The 23,939-nt window shown below is 69.0% G+C and carries 24 protein-coding genes and 1 riboswitch; of the genes, 11 read left to right on the top strand and 13 right to left on the bottom strand.

Going from position 1 to position 23,939, the window contains the following annotated elements; genetic code table 11:
* The first annotated feature begins 32 nt into the window (after nt 1-32).
* Nucleotides 33-1,256: a hypothetical protein gene (locus tag ACIBG5_RS12700; RefSeq protein ID WP_396391682.1), complete on the top strand. Its 1,224-nt coding sequence runs from the start codon at nt 33-35 to the stop codon at nt 1,254-1,256.
* 95 nt (nt 1,257-1,351) lie between these two features.
* Here ACIBG5_RS12700 and ACIBG5_RS12695 read toward each other — a convergent pair whose 3' ends face one another.
* From ACIBG5_RS12695 to ACIBG5_RS12670, 6 genes are all read right to left on the bottom strand, one after another.
* Nucleotides 1,352-2,377: a zinc-dependent alcohol dehydrogenase family protein gene (locus ACIBG5_RS12695; RefSeq protein ID WP_396391681.1), complete on the bottom strand. Its 1,026-nt coding sequence runs from the start codon at nt 2,375-2,377 to the stop codon at nt 1,352-1,354.
* Nucleotides 2,378-2,390: 13 nt separating this feature from the next.
* Nucleotides 2,391-2,771: a VOC family protein gene (locus ACIBG5_RS12690; RefSeq protein ID WP_396391680.1), complete on the bottom strand. Its 381-nt coding sequence runs from the start codon at nt 2,769-2,771 to the stop codon at nt 2,391-2,393.
* 55 nt (nt 2,772-2,826) lie between these two features.
* Complete coding sequence (locus ACIBG5_RS12685) at nt 2,827-3,102, bottom strand: ubiquitin-like small modifier protein 1 (protein WP_396391679.1); 276 nt, start codon at nt 3,100-3,102, stop codon at nt 2,827-2,829.
* Nucleotides 3,099-4,358 carry a threonine synthase gene (gene thrC, locus ACIBG5_RS12680; RefSeq protein WP_396391678.1) on the bottom strand — a complete coding sequence of 420 codons (1,260 nt, stop codon included), beginning with the start codon at nt 4,356-4,358 and terminating at the stop codon, nt 3,099-3,101. Before thrC ends, ACIBG5_RS12685 begins: the two co-directional genes overlap by 4 nt.
* 13 nt (nt 4,359-4,371) lie before the next feature.
* A riboswitch (SAM riboswitch) is annotated at nt 4,372-4,512 on the bottom strand.
* 71 nt (nt 4,513-4,583) lie between these two features.
* Nucleotides 4,584-5,810 (bottom strand): cation:proton antiporter, encoded by a 1,227-nt coding sequence (locus ACIBG5_RS12675; RefSeq protein ID WP_396391676.1) that lies wholly within the window; start codon nt 5,808-5,810, stop codon nt 4,584-4,586.
* A gap of 27 nt (nt 5,811-5,837) precedes the next feature.
* On the bottom strand, nt 5,838-6,785 hold the full coding sequence (locus ACIBG5_RS12670; RefSeq protein ID WP_396391675.1) for a DNA-3-methyladenine glycosylase family protein: 948 nt from the start codon (nt 6,783-6,785) through the stop codon (nt 5,838-5,840).
* A gap of 265 nt (nt 6,786-7,050) precedes the next feature.
* Between ACIBG5_RS12670 and ACIBG5_RS12665 the strand changes: the two genes are divergently transcribed.
* The gene (locus ACIBG5_RS12665; RefSeq protein WP_360451221.1) at nt 7,051-7,518 is read left to right on the top strand and encodes a hypothetical protein; all 468 of its coding nucleotides are present in this window, start codon (nt 7,051-7,053) and stop codon (nt 7,516-7,518) included.
* Here ACIBG5_RS12665 and otsB read toward each other — a convergent pair.
* The 3 genes from otsB to ACIBG5_RS12650 are packed head-to-tail and all read right to left on the bottom strand — an operon-like array spanning nt 7,484 to nt 9,236.
* Nucleotides 7,484-8,317, bottom strand: coding sequence for a trehalose-phosphatase (gene otsB / locus ACIBG5_RS12660; RefSeq protein WP_396391674.1), 834 nt, complete (start codon nt 8,315-8,317; stop codon nt 7,484-7,486). The two genes, ACIBG5_RS12665 and otsB, sit on opposite strands and share 35 nt — an antisense overlap.
* Entirely contained in the window at nt 8,314-8,925 is a 612-nt protein-coding gene (locus ACIBG5_RS12655; RefSeq protein WP_396391673.1) for a LytR C-terminal domain-containing protein, read from the bottom strand. Before ACIBG5_RS12655 ends, otsB begins: the two co-directional genes overlap by 4 nt.
* A gap of 2 nt (nt 8,926-8,927) precedes the next feature.
* Nucleotides 8,928-9,236, bottom strand: a complete 309-nt coding sequence (locus ACIBG5_RS12650) for a DUF3263 domain-containing protein (RefSeq protein WP_131352967.1) — start codon at nt 9,234-9,236, stop codon at nt 8,928-8,930.
* A gap of 149 nt (nt 9,237-9,385) precedes the next feature.
* Between ACIBG5_RS12650 and ACIBG5_RS12645 the strand changes: the two genes are divergently transcribed.
* From ACIBG5_RS12645 to ACIBG5_RS12630, 4 genes are read left to right on the top strand one after another with little or no spacing between them, the layout of a single operon-like run.
* Nucleotides 9,386-10,789: an amidase gene (locus ACIBG5_RS12645; protein WP_396391672.1), complete on the top strand. Its 1,404-nt coding sequence runs from the start codon at nt 9,386-9,388 to the stop codon at nt 10,787-10,789.
* Complete coding sequence (locus ACIBG5_RS12640; RefSeq protein ID WP_396391671.1) at nt 10,780-11,781, top strand: Gfo/Idh/MocA family protein; 1,002 nt, start codon at nt 10,780-10,782, stop codon at nt 11,779-11,781. The genes ACIBG5_RS12645 and ACIBG5_RS12640 overlap by 10 nt, the downstream gene beginning before the upstream one ends.
* Before the next feature lie 7 nt (nt 11,782-11,788).
* Nucleotides 11,789-13,186, top strand: coding sequence for a trehalose-6-phosphate synthase (locus tag ACIBG5_RS12635; RefSeq protein WP_131353333.1), 1,398 nt, complete (start codon nt 11,789-11,791; stop codon nt 13,184-13,186).
* Nucleotides 13,173-14,594 (top strand): FGGY family carbohydrate kinase, encoded by a 1,422-nt coding sequence (locus ACIBG5_RS12630; RefSeq protein ID WP_396391670.1) that lies wholly within the window; start codon nt 13,173-13,175, stop codon nt 14,592-14,594. Before ACIBG5_RS12635 ends, ACIBG5_RS12630 begins: the two co-directional genes overlap by 14 nt.
* Here the strand turns inward: ACIBG5_RS12630 and ACIBG5_RS12625 are convergent.
* Nucleotides 14,591-15,589, bottom strand: a complete 999-nt coding sequence (locus tag ACIBG5_RS12625; RefSeq protein ID WP_396391669.1) for a hypothetical protein — start codon at nt 15,587-15,589, stop codon at nt 14,591-14,593. The genes ACIBG5_RS12630 and ACIBG5_RS12625 overlap by 4 nt on opposite strands.
* Nucleotides 15,590-15,689: 100 nt before the next feature.
* On the opposite strand from ACIBG5_RS12625, the gene panD reads away from it, so the two are divergent.
* Together panD and ACIBG5_RS12615 are read left to right on the top strand one after the other, a co-directional pair.
* Entirely contained in the window at nt 15,690-16,112 is a 423-nt protein-coding gene (panD, locus tag ACIBG5_RS12620; protein WP_396391668.1) for an aspartate 1-decarboxylase, read from the top strand.
* 17 nt (nt 16,113-16,129) lie between these two features.
* A complete protein-coding gene (locus tag ACIBG5_RS12615) occupies nt 16,130-17,599 on the top strand; it encodes an aminopeptidase P family protein (protein ID WP_396391667.1) in 1,470 nt (489 codons plus the stop codon).
* Nucleotides 17,600-17,650: 51 nt separating this feature from the next.
* Here the strand turns inward: ACIBG5_RS12615 and ACIBG5_RS12610 are convergent, their stop codons facing one another.
* Nucleotides 17,651-19,585 carry a M13 family metallopeptidase gene (locus ACIBG5_RS12610; RefSeq protein ID WP_396391666.1) on the bottom strand — a complete coding sequence of 645 codons (1,935 nt, stop codon included), beginning with the start codon at nt 19,583-19,585 and terminating at the stop codon, nt 17,651-17,653.
* A 129-nt stretch (nt 19,586-19,714) separates the two neighbouring features.
* On the opposite strand from ACIBG5_RS12610, the gene ACIBG5_RS12605 reads away from it, so the two are divergent.
* Nucleotides 19,715-20,740: an SMP-30/gluconolactonase/LRE family protein gene (locus tag ACIBG5_RS12605; RefSeq protein WP_396391665.1), complete on the top strand. Its 1,026-nt coding sequence runs from the start codon at nt 19,715-19,717 to the stop codon at nt 20,738-20,740.
* Nucleotides 20,741-20,747: 7 nt separating this feature from the next.
* Here ACIBG5_RS12605 and ACIBG5_RS12600 read toward each other — a convergent pair whose 3' ends face one another.
* Both ACIBG5_RS12600 and ACIBG5_RS12595 read right to left on the bottom strand, forming a co-directional pair.
* Nucleotides 20,748-21,041: an HU family DNA-binding protein gene (locus ACIBG5_RS12600; protein WP_131352976.1), complete on the bottom strand. Its 294-nt coding sequence runs from the start codon at nt 21,039-21,041 to the stop codon at nt 20,748-20,750.
* A 132-nt stretch (nt 21,042-21,173) separates the two neighbouring features.
* Nucleotides 21,174-21,959, bottom strand: a complete 786-nt coding sequence (locus ACIBG5_RS12595; RefSeq protein WP_396391664.1) for a phytanoyl-CoA dioxygenase family protein — start codon at nt 21,957-21,959, stop codon at nt 21,174-21,176.
* 72 nt (nt 21,960-22,031) lie between these two features.
* Between ACIBG5_RS12595 and ACIBG5_RS12590 the strand changes: the two genes are divergently transcribed.
* Nucleotides 22,032-22,865 carry a helix-turn-helix domain-containing protein gene (locus ACIBG5_RS12590; protein ID WP_396391663.1) on the top strand — a complete coding sequence of 278 codons (834 nt, stop codon included), beginning with the start codon at nt 22,032-22,034 and terminating at the stop codon, nt 22,863-22,865.
* 54 nt (nt 22,866-22,919) lie between these two features.
* The gene (locus ACIBG5_RS12585; RefSeq protein WP_396391662.1) at nt 22,920-23,936 is read left to right on the top strand and encodes an LCP family protein; all 1,017 of its coding nucleotides are present in this window, start codon (nt 22,920-22,922) and stop codon (nt 23,934-23,936) included.
* Nucleotides 23,937-23,939: the final 3 nt, after the last annotated feature.

Below are 23,939 nucleotides of genomic sequence, written 5' to 3'. Positions count from 1 at the left end.
CAGATGAGCTCAGCCCCTGGCGCGGTGTCCTGATGGCCCTCACCGTCGGCGTCGTCGGCCCCGAGGACCTGGTGCAGCGCGTCATCGCCGTCGGTCCGCCGAGCGGCGCGAATCTGCTCCCACTGCCCTACCGGCACGAGACCGAAGCGGTCGAACTGGTCGAGCAGGCACACGAGAAGGTCGACGCGCTGCTGTTCACCGGCGTCGTGCCGTACACGATCGCCATCGGGGCCGGCGTGATCGACCGGCCCGCGATGTATGTCTCGTACGACGGCGCCACGCTGCTGCGTGCCCTGGTCGAACTGCTTCGGCTCGGTCACAACGTCACCCAGTTCTCCATCGACACCCTGCGCCGCAGCGAGGTGATGGAGACACTGATCGAGGCCAAGCTCCCGACCGACCAGATCCAGGTGCTGCCGTACCGGCCCGGCCTGACGTCGGACGACATCGTCGAGTTCCACCGGGCCGCGCGGGACAAGCACGACACCAAGGTCGCGATCAGCTGCCTCGGCTCCGCGTTCCACCTGCTCGAGAACGAGATGCCCTCGGTCCGGCTCGCACCGTCGCGGTACTCGATCCGGTCGACGTTGCAGGCTCTGGTTCTGACCACGACCGGCCAGCACGTCGGCGACGCGCAGGTCGCGCTCGGCATCATCGACCTCCCCGAGCCGGATGACGCCCTGGCCGCCGACCTGATCACGCTCGGCGGCAGCCTGGCCGCACTCCCCGACGGCCGGCACCTCGTCGTCACCACCCGCGGCCTGCTCGAGCAGGCGACCGAACAGTTCTCCCGGATGCCCCTCCTCGACCACCTCGCCGCAAGGCACAGCACGGCGTACGTCGGCTTCGGCGTCGGACGTACTGCGGCCGAGGCCGAGGCACTCGCCCGTCGCGCGGTCAGCCGGGCGGGCTCGATCGGCACGGTCGCCGGGGTGGTGTCGATGTCCGACGACGTGGAGATCGTGATCGAGCCGTCCGGAGATCACCCGGCCGCCGCACGCGGCACCGAAAGCCTCCCGCTGCTGGCGCGACGGGTCGGCCTCAATACCCAAACCCTGGCCCGAATGCGCGAGCTCACCACCGCCCTCCCCGACGGCCTCACTACCCAAGACGTCGCCGACCACCTGGCCGTCCAGCTCCGCACCGCCCGCCGAGTCCTCAAACGCCTCGAACGAGCCGGCCTCGCCGACCCCATAGGCAGCCAGCAACACGGCCGAACCGGCCGCCCACCCACCGTCTACCTCATCCGCCTGTAGCCGCCACGCTCCCCCGTCTGCCTGGCTGGCCAATCAGACGGTGGGTTCACCCATCGCACGCGGTGGGCCAACCCACCCGCTGATGGGTCAGCCCATCAGCGGGTGCCGGGGTGGATGACGGTGACGCCGGCGGGGGTGCCGGTCGACAGGGCGGCCAGGGCGGCCGGAGTTTCGTCGAGGGTGATGGTGCGGGTGATCAGGTCGGCGGGCTTGAGGTTGCCGGCGGCAACTAAGCCGAGCATTTCGGGGTAGGCGTGCGCGGGCATGCCGTGGCTGCCGAGCCATTGGAGTTCCTGGCCGATGAGGCGGCCTACGTCCAGCTGCACTCCCGACGGAAGGAGGCCGACTTGGAGGTGGCGGCCACGCGGTTTCAGTGCGTGCAGCGCCTGCTGGACGATGTCGTTGGAGCCGAGGGCGTCCATGGTCACGTGTGCGCCACCGAGGTCCCGGATCTCCTGCACGGTGGTCGACCCCGCTTGCAGGGTGTCGGATGCGCCGTACTCGCGGGCGAGCTTCAAGGCATCTGGATTGGTGTCGACGGCGATCACCCGCGCACCGAGAGCCGCCGCGATCATCACGGCCGACAGACCGACGCCGCCGCAGCCGAAGATCACCACGTTCTCCCCGGCGACCACCTTGCCCACCTGGTGGATTGCGCGGAACGACGTGGCGAAGCGGCACCCGAGGCCGGCAGCGGTCGCGAAGTCCAAGTCGTCGGGGAGCCTGACGAGATTCACCTCGGCGTAGGGCACCGCGACGTACTCCGCGAACGAACCCCAGTAGTTGAACCCGGGCTGCAGCTGATTCGGACAGACCTGCTGATTCCCCTCGCGGCACTGCTCACACGCACCACACGCACAGATGAACGGCGTCGTCACCCGCGCCCCGACCTGCCACCCCTGTACGCCGGACCCGACCGCGGCGATCGTCCCGGCGAGCTCATGCCCCGGCACATGCGGCAACACGATGTCCGAGTCGTGCCCCATCCACCCGTGCCAGTCGCTCCGGCACAACCCGGTCGCCTCGACCTTCAGAACGACCGAACCATCCGCCGGCTCGGGCGGCGGAACCTCTTGTACGACGGGCAGTACGCCGTACTCCTCGACAACGACAGCGCGCATGGCGGCATCGTAGTCAGCCCACGCAGAACTCGTTGCCCTCGGGATCGAGCATCACAATGTGGCCGAGTTCGGGGCCGTAGAAGTCCTCCCGCACCTGGGTCGCGCCGAGCTCGACCAACGAGGCGGCCTTCGTGCGCATGCGCTCCGCGGAGGCGGCGTCGCGCTCGCCAGGCCCGGCCACGCGGATGTCGATGTGCAGCCGGTTCTTCGAGGTCTTGGGCTCGGGGACGCGGCCGAAACAGATCGCCGGCCCGACGTCGTCGGGATCGATGATCCCCGCCAGGTCCGGCTCGTCGAAGCCGGGCTCGATCACGTAGCCGAGGGCCGCCGCCCAGAATCGCGCCAGCTTCTGTGGGTCGGCGGCATCCCCACCGATGGTCCATTTCGTCGCCATGCAGGCGACGGTACCGGTGGTTCCGGACGAACGGCGCCCGGAACCACCGGGAAGATCAGCCGCCGGCGACCGCGGGGATGATGGAGACCTGGCCGCCGTCCTTGATCGAGGTCTGCAGGCCGTCGGCGAACCGTACGTCGTCATCGTCGACGTACACGTTCACGAACCGGCGCAGCTCACCCGACTCGTCCAGCACCCGGCCCTTGATCCCGGGGTAGGAGCTGTCCAGCGAGTCGAGCACCTCGACCAGCGTCGCGCCCTCGGCGGACACCTCGGACACGCCCTGGGTGTAGGGCCGCAGGATGGTCGGGACCCGTACGCTCACGCTCACTGCAGGCCTGCCTTCACGAAGGCGTCGTACGACGCGGGGATGGTCACCTTGGGGCCGACCCGGTCGGCCACGGCGTCGAGCGTCTTCAGCCCGTCGCCGGAGTTGATGATCACCGTCTCGGCCTCGGGGTCGAGCTGACCGGTCTCGATCAGCTTCTTCAGCGTCGCGACCGTCACCCCACCCGCGGTCTCGGTGAAGATGCCCTCGGTCCGGGCCAGCAACTGGATGCCCTCGACCACTTCCTCGTCGCTGACGTCCGCGATCGCGCCGCCGGTACGGCGGGCGACGTCCAGCACGTACGGTCCGTCGGCCGGGTTGCCGATCGCCAGCGACTTCGCGATCGTCGACGGCTTCACCGGCTTGACCACGTCGTGGCCGTCGCGGAACGCCTGCGCGACGGGCGAGCAGCCGGTCGCCTGCGCGCCGTACACCTTGTAGTCGGTGGCGTCGACGAGGCCGAGCTTGCCGAGCTCGGTGAAGCCCTTGTCAATCTTGGTCAGCTGCGAACCGGAGGCGACCGGGATGACGATCTGCTGCGGCAGCCGCCAGCCGAGCTGCTCGGCGATCTCGAAGGCCAGCGTCTTGGAACCCTCGGAGTAGTACGGGCGGACGTTGACGTTGACGAACGCCCAGCCCTCCTCCTCGCCGGCGATCTCCGAGGCCAGCTTGTTCACGTCGTCGTAGTTGCCCTCGACGGCGACCAGGGTGCCGCCGTACACGGCGGTGGTGATCACCTTCGGGCGCTCGAGGTCGTGCGGGATGAACACGACCGAGCGGATGCCGGCCCTGGCGGCGGCCGCGGCGACGGCGTTGGCCAGGTTGCCGGTGGAGGGGCAGGCGAAGACCTTCAGGCCGAGCTCGCGGGTGGCGCTCAGGGCGGACGCGACCACGCGGTCCTTGAAGGAGTGCGTCGGGTTGCCCGAGTCGTCCTTGACCCACAGTTTGCGCAGGCCGAGTTCGCGGGCGAGGTTGCCGGCGTCGATCAGCCGGGTGTAGCCCGGCTCGGTGTTCGGGAAGCTGGCCACGTCGACCGGGACGGGCAGCAGCGGTTGGTAGCGCCAGATGTTCTTGGGTCCGGCCTCGATCTGCTCGCGGGTGATGGCCGGATAGTCGTACCCGACCTCGAGTGGACCGAAGCACTCCATACAGGCGTAGAACGGACCGAGCGGCGACTTCGCCCCGCAGGCGCGACAGCTCAGGTGCGTACCGTTGCCGAAGGCACCTTCACGGATCGTGTGGGTGGCGGTCAGGCTCATGAGTGAGGTTCCCCTCTCATCTTCCCCGGGAGCCGGATCTCGGCGCGGGACGGATTTGGCACCGTTCCGCCGCGAGGGCCCCGGACTGGGACCTCAACGGGGAGGGTTGCCGGGACGTCAACGGGCCGTTTCCCTCAGTCCCTCTGGATGAGCTCCCCCGAGATTACCCAATCGGGTCCATATTGTGTCTTCACTTCCCACTATCCGAGACGACCGATCTCAGGCCTAACTCCGCTGTTCCAGAAAGCGCATGACCGGCGTGGCCGCGATGCCATGCAGTACGACGCTCAGAACCACGGTGAAACCGAGCGTCGCCCACAACCACGGCAGATCGGAGCGGAAGTGCGCGCCGACCGCGGCCAGGTAGTAGATCGACGACACCCCACGGACCCCGAAGGCCGCAGTCGCCCAGCGCTCCGACCGGTCCAGCTCCGTGCGCGCGAGCGACAGCCAGGCAACCACTGGGCGCACCACCAGCACGAGCAGTACGCCGATCGCTGCGCCGGCCGGCGTGAGTGGCCTGAGCAGACCGCCGGTGATCGCGACACCGAGGAGCAGCAGCACTCCCCAGGTCAGGATGTGTTCGAGCTCACCGATGAAGTCGTGCAGCTCCTCGTGGAAGTCGTGACGACGCTCGGCCGCCCGGAGCGTGAGCGCCGCGACGAACACTGCGATGAAGCCGTACCCATGCAGGACCTCGGTGAGCCCGTAGACGCCAAGGGTCATCGCCAGCGCCAGCACCGGCTCGCGAGAGTCCGCCAGGCGGAAGCTCCGCGCCGGCGCCGAGAAGGTCATCCTTCCCAGCAACCAGCCCGCCCCGAAGCCGACGGCGACTCCGATGATCGACTTGCCGACCACGTCCCAAGCCAGCCACTCGACCGGCGAGAAGCTCTTGGTGGCGATGAACACGGCGAGGTAGACGAGCGGAGCGGCCAGACCGTCGTTCAGGCCGGCCTCGGAGGTCAGCGCGAACCGTACTTCGTCGTCCTCGTCGAGCTCGGCGTCCTCCCCGGTGGTCGGCCCGCCGACCTGGACGTCGGACGCCAGCACCGGGTCGGTGGGCGCCAGTACGGCGGCGATGAGCAGCGCCGTCGCCGGCGCGAGGCCGAGCAGCCAGCCGACTCCGGTCAGTGCAGCGACCCCTGCGGGCATCGCGACGAACAGCAGTCGCCAGGTAACTCTCCACTGCACCAGGCTGATCGGGCGGTCGATGGCCAGACCGACGCCCATCAGGGCGACGATCACCGTCAGTTCGGCCAGGTGCTTGGTGACCTCGGGTTCGGCAATCGGGCTGAGCTCCCGGTCGCCGACCGCCAGCCCGAGCAGGAGGCCGGCGCCGAGGAACGCGATCGGCGCGGAGACGGCGTACCGGCGGAGGAGACGCGGGAGCACTGCGCCGAGCAGCAGAGCCAGCCCCGCCACCAGGTAGAGCCCGTCCCCGTTGATCGTCATGGTGGCGCTCCAGTGCCCCGGTGACAGCTACCTCAAGCGATGAGTCGCGCCAGGGGTGTGCGTGGGCAGGGACTTGCGCGGGCCGTAGCGGGGGTGGCGGATGCCGGCCAGCTCGAGGAGCCGCTGCACCCGGAACCGGTGGCCGCGGTACGGCTCGATCAGCTCGGCGCACCCGTCGTCGTCGAGTTCCTCGCCGATCAACGCGTACGACACGTCGCGGGACACGTGGTAGTCCGCGAACGAGAACGCGTCGGCGTCACCGTGAGCCCGCTGCCGTACCTCGGCCGCGGTCCACACCCCGACGCCCGGCAGCGACCGCAGTCGCCGCTCGATCTCCGCCGAGTCCGTCAGCTCCAGCGTCCGCTCCAACGCCTTGGCCCGGGTGGCCGCCGTCACCACCACCCGCGAGCGCCGGCCCTCGACCCCGGCCCGCAGCCACTGCCACGACGGGATCTGCCGCCACTCCTCCGGCGACGGCGGGACGATCATCACGCGCCCATCCCGTGTGCTCGGGCCCGGCGCCGGCTCACCGTACTCACGCAGCAGGAGCCGCCAGGCCCGGAACGCCTCCTTGCCGGTGACGACCTGCTCGATCCCCGCAGCCGCCATCGCCTCGAACACCGCCCGCGTCCGCGGCACCCGAACGTGCGGGAACCGCCGAGCCGCATCCACCAGCGCCCCATGCTCCGGCAACGGCTCGAACCCGTCCCAGCTGTCCGCCTCGCCCAGCAACTCCGGCACCCCGTCGAGCACCCAGGCCGCCCCCGGCCCCCACGCCTCCGCCTCGACTTCCCCGGCGTACGGGGTCAGTCGCAGAAGCACCGGCCCATCCGGCGTCCGCGTGGCCCGCCAGACCGTACGACGACCGCTCTCGAAGTAGTACGCAGGGTCGCCAGGCCCCTTCCGCAACCCTCCGATCACCGAATGCGGATCAACCATCCGCCCAGCCCGCCAAACCCGCACCACCGAACTCACCCGCCAAGTCTGACTCACCCCACGGACATCCCTGCATCGCGGTAGAGGGAGGCGTCGTACAGATCGACAGGAAGTGTCAGGCCGCCCGTAGTGCACCTGAGCGCAGGGCGCGTCCTGTGTACGGCGTATCGCAGGTGCACTACCTGTCGAGCGGTACACCGGCGGTCGATGACCAACACCGTTGTCCTGGCCATAACGCTGCCGAGTCCGGGGTCCCGATGTCCTGAGAATTGAGACATCAGGACATCGGCTCGATACTGGCCGCATGGGTGGGTGGCAGTGGGTGAAGGTCGTGGGGAACTTCGTGAATCTGACGACGGTTGCCGGGTTGCTGGTGGGGGCGATCGGGCGGGCTCGGGTCAGTCGGGGGCCGCGGGGGTTGTACTTCGCGAACGGGTACCGGATCAAGTTCCCGGTGGCGGGGGCGTTCACGATCGGGAACGTGGTGCTGAGCAAGCACGAGCGCTCGTACTTCGACGACGAGGCTCTCGTGCGGCACGAGGAGCGGCACTCGTGGCAGTACTTCTGGCTGCTCGGGTTGCCGATGCTGCCGCTGTACGTCGTCGGTGTGATCGTCTCGTTCCTGCTCACCGGCGATCCGGCGTCACGCAACCCGTTCGAGCGGATGGCGAGCCTCAAGGACGGCGGGTACGTCGAGCGGCCGATCCAGCCGATCGGTCAGACCCTGACCCAGGCGTTCAGCGGGCTGCGATCGCGTCCGAAAGGGCCGTGAGGACCGTCACCACGCCGGTCGGATCGTCGACCACGATGTCCGCGGCCTCGATCAGCTCGGTCGCGCCGGACGACCGCGTGGCCAGCAGCACCGCGCGCAGTCCGGCCTTGCGGTGCTCGTCGATCGCCCGGAACGCCGCCAGGTCGCCAAGGTCGTCCCCGGCGTACAGAACCGACTCAGCACCGGTGGACTCGATCAGACCGCGCAGCGCGACGCCCTTGTCGATACCGGGCGGCCGCAGCTCGAGCACCAGGTTGCCCGGCTCCAGCCGCAGCTCAGTGGCGGCGGCCAGCTCGGTCAACGGCGCACGCAGGCGCTCCAGCGCGCCGACCGGATCCGGCAGCCGGCGGGTGTGGACAGCCAGCGAGCTCTCTTTGTCCTCGACGAAGGCGTCCGGCAGACCGGCCTCCTGCAGCAGTCCTGGCAGCCGCGAGCGGGCCACAGCAACACCCTCAGGCACCGGCTCACTGGTCACCCGCCCGGTGGAGGCATCCCACCGCTCCAGACCGTAGTGCCCGAGTACGACGAGACTCCCCAAACCAGCGTGGCCGGTGACACCCGCGAGCTCGGTGGCGACCAGGGCCGGACGACCGGTGACGATTGCGACCTGCTTGACCGACCGGGCCAGCCGGGCCAGTGCGTCCAGGGCGCCGTCGACCGGACGGGCTCGCGCCGGGTCCTCGACCAGCGGCGACAGCACCCCGTCGAAGTCCGACGAGATGACGGCTCCGGCCGGGTCGGCGACGATCGCCTCCCAGCCCTCCCGACCGGCGTCCGTCTGGATGACCGGCGTACTCATCCGGTGTAGTCCGAGGTGAGGATCACGGTGAGGCGGTCCTTCTTCATGTTGTCCAGCGCGCCCTTGGTCCGGCTGACGCCCAGGTCGCGGGCGAGCTGGTTGGCGGCGTCGAGCATGCCCGGCGGGTAGTACACGGTGCTCTCGGCGATCTTGCCGTGCCAGTTGTCGGCACCGGCGACGGTCCAGCCGGCCTGCCGCGCCCGGCCCGCGACCGAGTCGGCCAGGCCCTTGCGCCCGGTGTTGTTGTAGACCTCGACCGCGGGCCGCTCGTCCGGCGGGATGGCCGGCGGCGCGGTGGTCGACTCGCTCGACGGCGGCTGCGTCGGCTCAGGGGTCGGCTCCTGAGTCGGCGCACCGGTGGGCTCGGTCGTGGGAGGTACAGGCGTTTCGGATTCACCGGGCTTCGGCACGCTCGCGACGATCGTCGACGGCCCGGTCGTCGGCTTGGTGCTCGGCTTCGGGCTGGTCGCGCTGGACGGCTGGTCCGCGGTGCTGTCGCCGCCGCGCGTGCCGAACAGCACCAGCAGGCCGGCGACGATCGCAACGACGGCGAGCACGGCGACGAGGGACGAGAGGACCTGGCCCCGTTCGTCCGTCGGGCGGGACATTCTCAGACCTCGATGCCCAGCCGGCGTGCGGAGCGGGCTCGCTGCCGGGCGGCACGCAGGCGGCGCAGCCGTTTCACCAGCAGTGGATCGTGGGCGAGAGCCTCGGGCCGGTCGATCAGTGCGTTCAGGACCTGGTAGTACCGGGTGGCCGACATCTGGAACTGGTCCCGGATCGCCTGCTCCTTCGCACCGGCGTACTTCCACCAGTGCCGCTCGAAGGCGAGGATGGCGCCGTCACGCTCGGAGAGCCCGGCGACAGCCGGCGGCGCAGCCTCGGCAGGACCGGGAGAGCTGGCGTTGGCGCTGTCCATCTGTTTGATGACTCCTGTGCGGTCGGTGATCGTCCGTCCGCGCTCCACTGTACGTGCTGAACAACAGCGATGTCATTCACCGGTGACCGACACGAAGCGTGTCGTTGAGCGGACAGCCAGACGTGGCCAACTCTGGCAGGATCGACGGTGTGAGCTCAACTCTCTCCAGCGTGGCGCTGGTAGAAGAGCTGCAGGCCAGGAGCCGTGAGGTGGACCCGCTGGTCAACGCCATCTGCACGCCGAACACTGCCGCTCTCACCCATGCCGCCCAATTCGATACAGAGCGTGACGATGGGCGTGTCCGCGGCCCACTGCACGGCGTACCGATTCTGGTCAAGGACAACATCGACACCGCCGACCTGCCGACGACCGCGGGCTCGCTGGCGCTGGCCGATCAGCCGCCGCCACCGGAGGACGCCCCACTGGTCCGCCGGCTGCGTGCGGCGGGTTGTGTCGTCCTCGGCAAGACCAACCTGAGCGAGTGGGCCAACTTCCGCGGCTCGTCATCCTCATCCGGCTGGAGCGCGTACGGCGGCCTGACCCGCAACCCGTACGCGCTGAACCGCTCGGCCGGCGGCTCCTCGAGTGGATCCGGCGCAGCCGTGGCCGCCGGGCTGGTGGACTACGCCATCGGCACCGAGACCAACGGGTCGATCGTCTGCCCCGCCGCGCTGAACGGCATCGTCGGTCTGAAGCCCACGGTCGGCCTCGTCTCGCAGCAGGGCATCGTGCCGATCTCGCACTCGCAGGACACGGCCGGTCCGATGACCAGGACCGTGTTCCAGGCCGCTGCCCTGCTGACCGTGCTGACCGGTGGTGACACCGACTACACAGAGCACTGCCGTGGTGACGATCTCAGTGACCTGCGGATCGGCGTACCGCGAGGACCGCTGTGGGGGTACTCGATCGGCCTCGACGAGGTCAGCGAGCGGGCTCTGGAGATCCTCAGTCGCTGTGGCGCCACGCTGGTGGACCACTTGTCGCTGCCGACGCCCGGTGGCGAGGAGGACCAGTTGCAGGTGCTGGCCCACGAGTTGAAGGTCGATCTGGCCGCCTACCTGTCCACCCGCGTTCCCGGGGGTCCACGCACGCTGGACGACCTGATCGCGTTCAACAAGGCGCATGCGGACGTCGAGCTCCAGTGGTTCGGTCAGGAACTGTTCGAGCGGGCCGCGGAGACCGAGGGCCTGGGCTCCCCGATCTACGTCGCTTCCCGGCTGACAGCGCTGCGGGCCGGCCGGGACGGCATCGACAACCTGCTCCAGGACAACCAGCTGGACGCCCTGGTCTCGCCGTCGTACTCGCCGGCCTGGACGATCGACCTGGTGAACGGCGACCACGTGCTCGGAAGTTCGTCCTCGCATGCCGCGCTGGCGGGCTATCCGCTGCTCTCGGTGCCGTCCGGAACGGTCTCCGGACTACCGGTCGGGATCACCTTCAGCGGCACCGGCCGGAGTGACGCCACGCTCATTCGCTTGGCTCATGCGTTCGAAACGGCGAGAATCAAGGCAGACGGACCGTTTCCGACCCCGGAGTTCACACAGTGGGTGTAGATCGCGTCAGGTGGGGCATTGTTGCTACTGGCAACATCTCGACGTCGTTCACGAGGGACCTGAAGCTACTCGCCGACGACGCCGTGGTCACCGCTGTCTCGTCCCGGTCGCAGCACAGCGCGGACCGGTTCGCCGCCGAGTTCGGCATCGAGCACGCGTACGACGACTATCGCCGACTGATTGAATCCGGCACCGTCGACGTGATCTACATCGGTACACCGCACCCACAGCACTACGCGATCGCCCGCGCCGCACTGCAGGCGGGTATCGCGGTCCTGTGTGAGAAGCCGGTCACCCTCACCGCCAAGCAGGCCCGGGACCTGATCGCCGTCGCCACCGAGCACAACACGTTGTTCGCCGAGGCGATGTGGATGCGGACCAACCCCGTGATCCAGGCGATGTTCGCCGATCTGCACAGCGGCGTGATCGGCGAACCGCAGCAGGTCGTCGCGGACTTCGCGTTCTACAAGCCGTCGCTGCCCGCACGCCTGCTCGATCCGGCGCTGGGCGGCGGTTCGCTGATGGACGGCGGCATCTACCCGATGACGTTCACCTACATGACCCTCGGGAGACCCGCCGAAATCAAGGCGGTCGGCTCGCTCAACGACGACGGCATCGATCTGAACGTCGCCATGGCCTGGCGGTACGACTCCGGCGCGGTGGCCGCGATCACCTGCGGCCTACGTTCACAGAACCCCTGGACAGCCTCGGTGAGTGGCCCCGAGGGCAGTCTGCAACTCCCACACCGCTTCCACCACCCGGAGTACTACGTGCGCAGTACGGCGTCCGGCGCGGAGCGGATCGACGTACCGACGCATGGGCTTGGGTACCACCACGAAGCCGCCGCAGTGATGCAGGCGCTGCGCGATGGACTGGTTGAGGTCCCGTCGCTGCCGCATGCCGCCACGGTCGGGATCCTCGAACTCCTCGACGAGACACGGAGACAGATCGGGGTCCGTTACCCCGGTGACGACGACGACCTGAGTGGATGAACTGAATATGCCGAACGGACGAAGTTCCTTCGTAGTGGTGGCCAACCGGCTGCCGGTCGACCGGATCGAGATGCCCGACGGCAGTACGGCGTGGCGGCGCAGCCCAGGCGGTCTCGTCACCGCCCTGGCCCCGGTCATGCAGCGCGCCCACGGTGCGTGGATCGGCTGGACCGGTAGCGCCGACGAGAAGGTCGACCCGTTCGAGAACGACGGCATGCACCTGGTCCCGGTGATGCTGTCGGCCGAGGACGTTCAGCTGTACTACGAGGGCTTCTCGAACGCGACGCTCTGGCCGCTGTACCACGACGTGATCGTGGCGCCGGAGTTCCATCGTGAGTGGTGGGAGTCGTACGTCGCGGTGAACCGGCGGTTCGCCGAGGCCGCGGCGGACGCCGCCGAGGACAACGCCGACGTCTGGGTGCACGACTACCAGCTGCAGCTGGTGCCGGCGATGCTGCGCCGGTTGCGTCCGGACGTCCGGATCGGCTTCTTCCTGCACATCCCGTTCCCGCCGACCGAGCTGTTCGCGCAGATGCCGTGGCGGCGGCAGATCCTGGACGGGCTGATGGGTGCGGACCTGGTCGGTTTCCAGCGACCTGGCGCCGCGTCGAACTTCGCCCGCCTGGCCCGCAACCGGATGGGTCTGCGGACCCGCGGCGACCGCATCCACCTGCCGGACGACCGGATCGTCCGGGCCAAGGCGTTCCCGATCTCCATCGACGTCGGCGAGCTGGAACAGCTGGCCCGCCAGCCGGAGACCGAGCAGCGCGCCCGCGAGATCCGCAAGGAGGTCGGCGACCCGGCGCACATCCTGCTCGGGGTGGACCGGCTCGACTACACCAAGGGCATCCGGCAGCGCCTGCGCGCGTTCGGTGAACTGCTGGACGAGAAGCGCATCTCCGTCGACGACGCGGTGTTCGTCCAGGTGGCGACGCCGTCCCGGGAGCGCGTGGAGCAGTACCGCGTCCTGCGCGACGAGATCGAGCTGCTGGTCGGCCGGATCAACGGCGAGCACGGCCGGATCGGTACTCCGGCGATCAACTACCAGCACACGTCGTACTCGCGGACCGAGATGGCCGCGCTGTTCCGGGCCGCCGACGTGGCCGTGGTGACGCCGCTGCGTGACGGCATGAACTTGGTCGCCAAGGAGTACGTCGCCTGCCGGTACGACGACACCGGCGCGCTGGTACTGAGCGAGTTCGCCGGCGCCGCGGACGAGTTCCGGCAGGCGTTCCTGGTGAACCCGCACGACATCAACGGCATGAAGGACACCATCGTCGACGCGATGAACACCGACGACCGCCAGCTTGGCCGCCGGATGAAGGCGATGCGCAAGCACCTGGCCGCGCACGACGTGAACGTCTGGGCCCAGTCCTTCCTGAAGGCCCTGCATGACGACGACTGACGGCCGGGTGCTCGCGCTCGACTTCGGGACGTCGTCGGCGCGGGCCCTGGTGCTGACGGCCGGCGACGCCGCGCCGGTCCCGGGCGCGCTGGCCCGCCACAAGATCTCCCCCACCTACGGCACCGGCGGCTCGGCGACCCTGGACCTGCACCAGTACGTCGAGGGCCTGCTGAGCTGCCTGGACGAGCTCCAGCAGAATGGGCACCTGGACGACATCGGCGCGATCGTGGTCTCGTCGCAGTGGCACTCGATCGTTGCCCTGGACAACAGGGGCGACGCACTGACTCCGGTCGTCACCTGGGCGGACACGCGGTCGGTCGATCTGGACCTCGGCTCGTCGTTCGACGAGCACGCCTTCCACGCGCGGACCGGATCCTGGCTGCATCGCCTCTACTGGACGCGGCGGATCCCTTGGCTGCTGTCCGAAGGATCCCCGGCCGGCTTCGCCGGTCTGCCCGACCTGCTGATCGAGCGGCTGACCGGCGAGCGGGTCACGTCGGTGTCGATCGCCTCCGGCACCGGGACCCTCGACCTCTCCACCGGCGAGTACGACGACGAGGCGCTGGAGATCGCCGGGATCAAGGCCGACCGGTTGCCGTCGATCGTGCCGACCGGCTGGACCGCTCGCCTGTCCCCCGAGTACGAACGCCGGTGGCCCGGGCTCGTCGGCGTACCCGTCCATCCGCCGACCGGCGACGGCGCCGCGTCGAACGTCGGAACCGGTGGGTACGACGAGACGACCGCCGCTGTGACCGTGGGGACATCGGCCGCGGTGCGGGTCGTGCATCCGATCGACGGCGCGCCGGAGCTGCCGTGGGAGCTGTGGCGGTACCGCGTCGACGACGAGCGGGCGGTGACCGGGATGGCGTTCTCGGCCGCGGGGAATCTGCATGCGTGGCTGACCGGCGTACTGCGGCTGACCTCGGACGAGCCGACCGGTGTGGAGATCGGCGCGACGCGAGTGATCGCGATCCCGTTCCAGGCCGGGACCAGGCCGCCGGCCACGGTGCCGAGCGGATCCGGGGTGTACTTCGGCCTGTCCTTCGACGACACCGCCGCGGACCTGTTGGCCGCCTCGATGCAGGGCGCCTCGCTGGAGGTCGACCGCGGGCTGCGGATGCTGGACTCGCTGTTCGGACGCGAGCTGTCCGTCGTCCTCGGTGGTGGCGGCATCGACGCCTCTGCCTGGTGGCGTCGCTGCCTCACCGCGACCTTCGCCCGGCCCACCACGGTCTGCGCCGAAGCCGAGGTCGGCGCGCGCGGTGCCGCGGCTGTGGCCCTAGGCCTGTCGCCACAACCTGGCGGCGAGCACCTCGACCCGGTGCCGGCCGACATGGACCGCGTCGCCGCACTCCGTCCGCGCTACGAAGCGCTCCGCGAGCTGGCCGTGCAAGCCTCTGCGCTCTAGGTCGTGAGGATCTTCTCGGCCAGGTCGGCATAGCTCCAGCCGTGGGCGGCGGCCGCTCGCGGGACGAGGCTGACCGGAGCCAAGCCAGGCAGAGCGTTCACCTCGAGGCAGTACGGATTGCCCAACGCGTCGCAGCGGAAGTCCGCCCGTGAATACGCCGGGGCGCCGAGCGCATCGTGAGCCGTGCGGGCCAACTCCTGCAGCCGCGCGGCGAAGTCCGGCGTCACCTCAGCCGGGCAAATCTCCCGCGCGGCACCCGGCTGGTACTTCGTCTCGTAGTCGAAGATCGCCGTGGACAGCTCGATCTCGACCACCGGCAGGACCTGGTCGCCGACAACGCCGACGGTGAACTCACGACCGGGCAGGAACGGCTCGACCAGAAGGTCGGTCCGGGGCGTGATCGCGGCGAGCTCCTCGAGGGTCCGGACCTGGCGGACATCGACACTCGAGCCGTCCGCGATCGGCTTCACGACCACCGGACCGGCATCCAGGAACTCCTTCACCCGGTCCGGCAGCCCGGCGCCGGGCCGGAGTACGACTCGTTCGGCGACCGGGACGTCATACGCGCCGAGCAGCGCCTGGCAGCGGTCCTTCTGCCAGCTGAGCGCGCAGGTCGCACTGCCCGCACCGGTGAACGAGATGCCGGCCATCTCCAGCAGTGCCTGGACGTGACCGTCCTCGCTCCAGCCGCCGATCAGCCCCATGAAGAGCCGGTCCGCCGCGCGCATCCGGCGCAGCACGTCGCCGCCGGTGAGAGCGGCGTACATCCGCTCCCGCCAGAGCGGCTGCTCGTCCATCGCAGGCGGTGTCTTCGGGATCGGGTACGACGTTCCGTTCCCCTCCATCGTCTCCGCGAGCACCGGCTCGGCTGCCGCCGGATCGATCACCGACACCTTGTGGCCGCGCTCGGTCAGCGCACCCGCCAACGCCCAGCCACCAGACAGCGAGACGTCTCGCTCCGAGCTCTCGCCACCACACAGCATCACCACACGCATGAGCCGCCCTCCTCTGGGACAGTCTGACGCCCTGCACACCTCAGTAGTTGGGTGACCGCCGCCACTGACAGGATCCGGGCCTGCCTGGATCATGACGCGCATGCTGCGCGAGATGATGAGGGCGAAGGTCCACCGGGCGACGGTGACGCAGGCGGATCTGCACTATGTCGGGTCGTGCACGCTGGACGCGGACCTGATGGATGCGGCCGATCTGCTGCCCGGCGAGAAGGTGGACATCGTCGACATCACCAACGGTCAGCGGCTGTCGACGTACCTGATCGAGGGACCGCGCGGGTCCGGGGTGGTGGGGATCAACGGGGCCGCGGCGCACCTGATCCATCCGGGCGATCTGGTCATCCTGATCGCCTACGGGATGTTCGACACCACCGAGGCCAAGGTCTTCGAACCGAGCGTAGTCTTCGTGAACGAGCACAATGCGATCACCCGCATCGGCTCGGACCCCGCCGAAGCGCTGCCTGACACCGGCACGCTGCGGGGCGACCAACTGCACACCCCGCGCTGAGACAGGACTGGTCCAGGATGACCGAACCCGGCGAGACCACCGCTGACACCACCGCCGCCACGACCGGCGAATCCGCACCGAAGACCGCGTCGCACGACAACGAGCCGAACCCGAAGCTGCGCGCGTTCATGAACTCGGGCTGGGCCGACTCGGAGCGACACGACGTGACGCTCAGCGACGTCGGTGTGTGGGCATCCAAGCGGCGGGACGCGCTGTCGCAGGCGTTCCCGGGTGAGCGACTGGTCATCCCGGCCGGCACCTACAAGGTCCGTTCGAACGACACCGACTTCGTCTTCCGCCCGCACACCGACTACGTCTGGCTGGCCGGCGACCAGACCTCCGACGCCGTACTGGTGCTGGAGCCGAACGGCACCAGCGGCCACGACTCGGTGCTGTACTTCCGGCCCCGCGCGGACCGCAGCGAGGGCGAGGAGTTCTGGCGCGACCGGATGTACGGCGAGCTGTGGGCCGGCCGGCGTCCGTCGCTGACCGAGACCGCCAAGGAGTTCGGGATCGAGACCCGGCACGTCGACCAGCTCGCGGACGCGCTCAAGGGCGACGTACCCACGCGGGTCCGGCGGGACGAGGACGAGTCGATCGCGTCGCTGCTGAGCGGCGCACGGACGGACGACCTCAAGGACAACGAGCTGGCGGCGACGCTGTCGGAGCTGCGGCTGGTCAAGGATCCGTTCGAGCTCGAGCAGCTCCGGGACGCGGTCGCGATCACGCACCGCGGCTTCTCCGACGTACTGGCCGAGATGGACAAGGTCCGCGAGTACGGCGAACGCTGGATCGAGGGTACGTTCTTCCGCCGGGCCCGGGCCGAGGGCAACGATCTCGGCTACAGCTCGATCGCCGCGTCCGGCCCGCACGCGACCACGCTGCACTGGATCGAGAACGACGGCACGGTCGACAACGGCACGATGATGCTGCTCGACATGGGCGTCGAGAACCGGCAGCTGTACACCGCGGACATCACCCGCACGCTGCCGGTGAGCGGCGAGTTCACCCCGCGCCAGCGCGAGCTCTACCAGCTGGTGCTGGACGCACAGAACGCCGGCATCGCGGCGGTCAAGCCCGGTGCGCGGTTCCGCGCCGCGCACGAGGCGGCGATGGAGGTCATCGTCCACGGGCTCGACGCGATGGACCTGCTGCCGGTCTCGGCCGAGGAGGCGCTCGACCCGGAGAGCATGCTCTACCAGCGCTACACGCTGCACGGCGTCAGCCACATGCTCGGGCTGGACGTGCACGACTGCTCGGCGGCGCGGTCGGAGAAGTACCGCAAGGGCGAGCTGAAGACCGGCTACGTGCTGACGGTCGAGCCGGGTCTGTACTTCCAGGCCGACGACCTGACCGTGCCGGAGGATCTGCGCGGTATCGGCATCCGGATCGAGGACGACATCCTCGTCACCGACGACGGCGCCGAGAACCTCTCTGACGCGATGCCGCGCGACGTCGAGGGCATCCACAACTGGATGGCTTCGTAGAACAGCCGAAAGGGGCCGCACCAGGATCGTGCGGCCCCTTTCGCTTGTCTGCTACCAGATCCGGACGCGTTCCTCGGGGGCGAGCCACATGCCGTCGCCTTCGGTGCTGTTGAAGGTCTGGTGGAACTGGTCGATGTTCTTCACGACCGCGTTGCAGCGGAACTCGGGCGGCGAGTGCGGGTCGATCGCGAGCCGCCGCGCGGCCTCCTCCGGCCGGGTCTTGGTCGACCAGGCGTGTGCCCAGGAGATGAAGAACCGCTGCCCGTCGGCCTCCGGCGGCTCGGCGCCGTCCAGCGACAGCTGATAGGCGACGTACGCGATCGACAGGCCGCCCAGGTCGCCGATGTTCTCGCCCAGGGTGAGCTTGCCGTTCACGTGCTGACCGGGCGTCTCGGCCGGCTCGAGGACGTCGTACTGCGCGACGAGCTTGTCGGTGCGCTGCTCGAACGCGGTCCGGTCCGCGTCGGTCCACCAGTCGTTCAGGTTGCCGTCGCCGTCGTACTTGGAGCCCTGGTCGTCGAAGCCGTGGCCGATCTCGTGCCCGATCACCGCGCCGATCGCGCCGTAGTTGACCGCGTCGTCGGCGTCCAGGTCGAAGAACGGCGGCTGCAGGATGCCGGCCGGGAAGACGATCTCGTTCATCCGCGGGTTGTAGTACGCGTTGACCGTCTGCGGCGTCATCTTCCACTCGGTCCGGTCCATCGGCTGACCCAGCTTGGCCAGGTCCCGCGCTGTCTCGACCGCGACCGAGCGGCGGACGTTGCCGAACAGGTCGGCCGGATCGATCTCGAGCGCGCTGTAGTCCTTCCACTTGTCCGGGTAGCCGATCTTCGGCATGAAGGTGCCGAGCTTGTCGAGCGCGCGCTGCCGGGTGTCCGCGCCCATCCAGTCAAGCGTTTCGATCCGCTGCCGGTACGCCTCGACCAGGTTCTGCACCAGTTCGACCATCCGGGCCTTCGCGGCCGGCGGGAAGTGCTCGGCGACGTACAGCTGACCGAGCGCCTCGCCCAGCGCCTGCTCGACCACACCGACGCCGCGCTTCCACCGCTCGCGCAGCTCGGGGGCACCGGTCAGAGTCTTGCCGTAGAAGGCGAAGTTCTCGTCGACGAAGGCCCTGCTCAGCAGCGGCGCCGCGCTGTGCACGATCCGCCAGCTGAGCCACTCCTTCCAGCGGTCCAGCCCGGCGTCCTGCACGGCCGCGGCGGCCCCGGTGAAGAAGTCCGGCTCACGGACGACGACCTGCTCGAAGGCACCCTCCGGTACGCCGGCTCCCGCCAGCCACACCGACCAGTCGAACTCCGGGGTCAGTGTCTCCAGGCTGGACCGGTCGACCTTGTTGTAGGTCAGCGTGACGTCGCGGTTCTTCACCCGGTCCCAGTGGTGGCCGGCGATCCGCGTCTCGAGCTCCATGATCCGCTCGGCGGACCCGGCCGGATCGGGCAGTCCGGCCAGCTCCAGCATCCGCGCGACATGCGCGACGTACGCCGTCCGCTCGCCGGCGAAGTTGTCCTCGCGGTAGTACGACTCGTCCGGAAGGCTGAGGCCGCCCTGCATCAGGTACACGACGTACTCGTCGGACTTCTTCGCGTCCGCGTCGACCCAGTAGTGGAACAGGCCCGGCACGCCCTGCAGCTCGAGCTGCCCGAGCGCCGACACCAGGCCGGGGACGTCCTCGATCGCGCGGACCAGGGCCAGCTGCTCGGCGATCGGCTCGGCGCCGAGACGCTCGATGGTGTCCTCGTCCATGAAGCTGCCGTACAGGTCGCCGATCTTGCGCGCCTCGCTGCCGTCCGGATGCCCGGCCGCGACGGTCTTCTCGACGATCGCGCGGACGTCCTGCTCGGCGGTGTCCCACAGCGCGTGGAAGGCGCCGTAGATGGCCTTGTCCGCCGGAATCTCGTGCTCGGCCAGCCACGGCCCGTTCGCGTGCCGGTACAGATCGTCCTGCGGGCGCACCGTGCCGGAACTGTCGATCCCTGCTGTCATCCCTGCCCCTTGTTCCCGAAGTCGAGTTGCTGCCAGTGACAGTACCCGCTCGCACGGACCAGGATTTGAACCATCCACAGGGATGCGTCGTTGTCCCTGTAAAGGACATCGGATCAGGAGGGCCCGCCCATGTCTAACCTTGTCCGCCGGCTCACCACAGTGCTGAGCGTGCCCGCTCTGCTACTGGTCCTGGTGAGTTCGCCGGCCGACGCCGCCCCGGCCATGAACCAAACCACGACCCAAACCACGACCAAGTTCCCGGCCCACATCGACCTGCCGGACGGGTTCCAGCCGGAAGGCATCGCGATCGCCGGCGGTAACGCGTTCTTCGGCTCTCGGGTGGACGGTGACATCTACCGGGCGGACCTGAGGACCGGGACCGGGACGGTGTTCAGCCAGGGACCGGGCACCGCCTCCCTGGGGATGAAGGTGGACCGCTCCCAACGGCTGTGGGTAGCCGGCGCCGGCGCCGGGAACGGCCGTGTGGTCGACCTCCGCACCGGCCGCATCCTCAAGAGCTACACGTTCACCACCTCGACCACGACGTTCGTGAACGACGTGATCCTGGGCAAGGACGCCGCCTGGTTCACCGACTCGCAGCAGCCGGTGCTCTACAAGGTTCCGTTCGGCCGCCACGGCCGGCTCGCCGGGCAGTCCGCGGTGAGGACCGTCCCGCTCAGCGGCGCCTACCAGCACACCCCTGGCGTCACCAACGCGAACGGCATCTCGCTGACTCCGGACGGCCGCGGCCTGATCATCGTGCAGTCGTCGACCGGTTTCCTCTTCCGGGTCGACCCGCGCACCGGCGTGACGACGCGCGTCGATCTCGGCACCGAGGTGATGACGAACGGCGACGGCCTGCTGCTGATCGGCAAGACCCTGTACGTCGTCCAGAACCGGCTGAACACGATCGCGGTCGTCAGCCTGAACTCCGCCGGCACCAAGGGGATGGTGGAGCGGCGCATCACCAGCGACGACTTCGACGTACCGACCACGGCGGCGGCGTTCGGGAACCGGCTCTACCTGCCGAACGCCCGGTTCACCACACCGCCGACGCCGACCACGGAGTACTGGGCCACCGCGGTCCAGATCTCGCCGGTCAAGCACTCGGCCGACGACGGCCAGTGCGACCCTATCCGCTTCCTGAAGGGGTGATCGGGGGTCAGGAAACGGTCCGGAGGTCGCCTCGTGCGGCAGCCTTGAGACGGCTGCCGCACGAGAGGCGCACGGAGTAGCCGGCCGGGATCGCCAGCGGTTCGCCGGTCTGCGGGTTGCGGCCGGTGCGCGGTGCGCGCAGGACCCGCTCGATGCTCAGCAGACCGGTCAGCGACACCTTGTCGCCCTTGTGCACGGCCTCGGTGACGACGTCGCCCAGCGCGTCGAGGACCTTCTCGGCCTGGTTCCGCGGGATGCCCGCCTTCTGCGCCACCCCGGCGACCAGCTCGTTGCGGTTCACGGCTCTCCTCCGATTCGCTAACCTTCGACCGGAACCGTAACCGAAATGATTGTCGTTAGCGAGAAGCGCCCGGAATCCGGTCGACTGCGCCGGAGCGGGAACTTCGCCGGCGGGGTCAGCGTCTTGAGTTGCTCAAAGTCCGTCCTGGTCATGCCAGTGGTTCTGCCAGCGCGCGTCGACGGCGTCGTCGGCCCGTTGGTAGCGAATGTCAGTGGAGAGCCGCATGTCCGTGGACACGTTGTCGAGCGCCGCGTGGATGGTGTGGGCGGTGTGGATCACCACGTCTCCGGCCGCATAGTCGGTGACCAGCCAGTTGGCGTCGTACTCCTCGGCCAGGCCCGGCAGGTCGGCGGTCATGGAGGCGGCGGGTCGCTTGAGTCGTCCTGAGGCCTCGTCTGCGAGGACTCTGTGGTGGCTGCGTTCGAGATAGGTCAGGCCGCCGAGGCTCACCGGGCAGTCGCCCAGTGGGATCCACGCCGACAGCACCTGGTCGCTGCCCCCACGCAGGTAGACCAGGTCGTAGTGGGCCTGCGTCGCCGTACCAATGCCGTTCTCGCCCGGTGCGGTCTGCCGGATGATCTTCCGCTTGTGCAGGAAGGGGTCACCACCCAGGAACCACTCGAACCACCCCTTCAAGGCCGGCTGCGTGCAGAAGGCGGCGTACTCCGCCCCCGGCACGATCTGACCGAACAGCACCTTCCGGTACGTCGCACGCTCGGTCACCGACCCGATAAGCCCGAAGTAGTAGTGCCGGAACGCCAGCACTTCCTCGGGATCCAGCAGCCCGGTCAGGAACAGATACCCGTCCCGCTGCAACCTCTCCCGCAACCGCGAGCGGTCCCGACGCTCCCGCTCCGGCACGACGCTCAGCTCACCGAGCCGCCGCTCATCCAGCACATACCCGTTCGAAGTCAGCACACCTCCATTGCATCCGGGCCTGCGGCCGCTCCGGAATGGACAGCCGGGACCCGGTTCTTGGACTCTTGTGTCATGCCGAACTGGTCGATCTACCTGACCCCTGGCGCTCCTGAGCGTGAGCTTGGACTCTTCTGTCTCGGAGCCGGCGAGCAGGACCATCCGCCTGGCGTACCTCCGGAGCGAGCCCTCGGCTGCCACGCTCTGGTCTGGATCAAGGAGGGCCGCGGGCAGTTTCTGCACGGCCCCGACCGCCGGCTGCACGAGGTGAAGGCACCCGCGATGCTCTGGCTCTATCCCGGCGTTCTGCACGGCTATAGGCCGACGACCAGCTGGCGTCAGGCGTGGGCGCTGTTCAGCGGTCCAGCCACCACCGCACTCACCACACTGGGGCATCTCGACCTGTCCGAGCCCGTACGACGGTATGCCGACGCGCGACCGGTCGACCGCGCGTTCACCCGACTGCTGCGAGTCAGTAGGACGCATGACGCCGTACAGACGGTGGCTGCGCTGTATGAGCTTCTCGCGGCGGCCGCACCGCCGCGTGCTGATGATGTGGCCGGGCGGTTGAGCGAGTTGGCGTGTACGCCGATGAGCATTCAGGACTACGCCACTGAGCTCGGGCTCACGGTGAAGGAGCTGCGCGAGGCGGTCCGTCGTACCACTGGCTCCACACCGCAGGAACTGGTCCTGACCACAAGACTCAACACTGCAAAGGTTTTGCTCGCCGAGGAGGACCTGTCCGTCGCCGTGGTCGCCCGGCAGGTCGGGTACGACGATCCGGCGTACTTCACGCGCTTGTTCACCGCCCGGGTAGGGCTTTCGCCCGGCGGCTTCCGGCGTTCCGGTTCGGTTTCGGGCCGGATTTCCTCCTTCCGGAGGAGGCGGGATCGACTTTCCGCCATGTAAAACCGTTCAGTGGGGTGACGTGCACCAGCACCCGGCACCGCTACGGTCGTGGGTATGAGTCAACCGCAGCCCATCGACCCACGCTACGTGAGCCGGCCGCCGCAGGCACGACCGAAGAAGCGGCGCAACTGGTTCCTCCGGACCGTCGGACTGATCGTCCTGCTGTTCATCCTCATGCTCGTCGCGGTACCGCTCTACGCCTGGAGCCGGATCGACAAGATCGACGCGATGCCGACCGGCGATCGGCCGGCCGAAACCCCTGGAACGACGTACCTGATGGTCGGCTCCGACGCCCGCGAAGACCTCAGCCGTGCCGAGCGGGCCCGACTGCACACCGGCTCCGACAGCGGTGCCCGGACCGACACGATCATGATCATGCACGTGCCCGACTCCGGACCGACGGCGCTGATCAGCGTCCCGCGCGACAGTGCCGTGACCATCCCCGGGATGAAGGGCAAGCACAAGATCAACGCTGCCTTCAACAAGGGCCCGGCACTGCTGATCGAGACCCTCGAGAACGCGACCGGCCTGCGGATCGACCACTACGTCGAGGTCGGCTTCGGCGGCTTCGCCTCCGTCATCGACAGTGTCGGCGGCATCCAGATGTGCTTGCCCAAGGCAATGAAAGACAAGGACGCGCACATCGATCTACCGGCCGGCTGCCAGGAGCTCGACGGTGTGAACGCCCTCGGGTACGTCCGGTCCCGGAAGGCCGACGGCAACAACGACTTCGGCCGGGTGGAGCGGCAGCGCGCGATGGTCGGTGCGGTCGCGAAGAAGGCCAGTTCGCCGTCGACGTTCCTCAACCCGGTGCGGTACTTCAACGTCGCCACCAAGGGTGTGGACGCGTTGACCGTCGACAACGACATGAGCCTGTTCGACTTCATCCGCTTCGCCCGCGGAATGCGCGCGGTCTCGGGCAGCGGCGGTGTCAGCCTGACCGTCCCGATCGGCGACGACAACTACCGCCTGTCGGACGGCAGCGTCGCGGTGAGGTGGGACCAGAAGAAGGCGCTGGCGCTCTTCAACGCCCTCAAGCAGGACGACACGAGCGGCCTCAAGAGCGCTTGACCG

Source organism: Kribbella sp. NPDC050241 (assembly GCF_044459685.1).
Classification (GTDB): domain Bacteria; phylum Actinomycetota; class Actinomycetes; order Propionibacteriales; family Kribbellaceae; genus Kribbella.
This window is presented reverse-complemented; position numbering and strand designations above follow the sequence as displayed.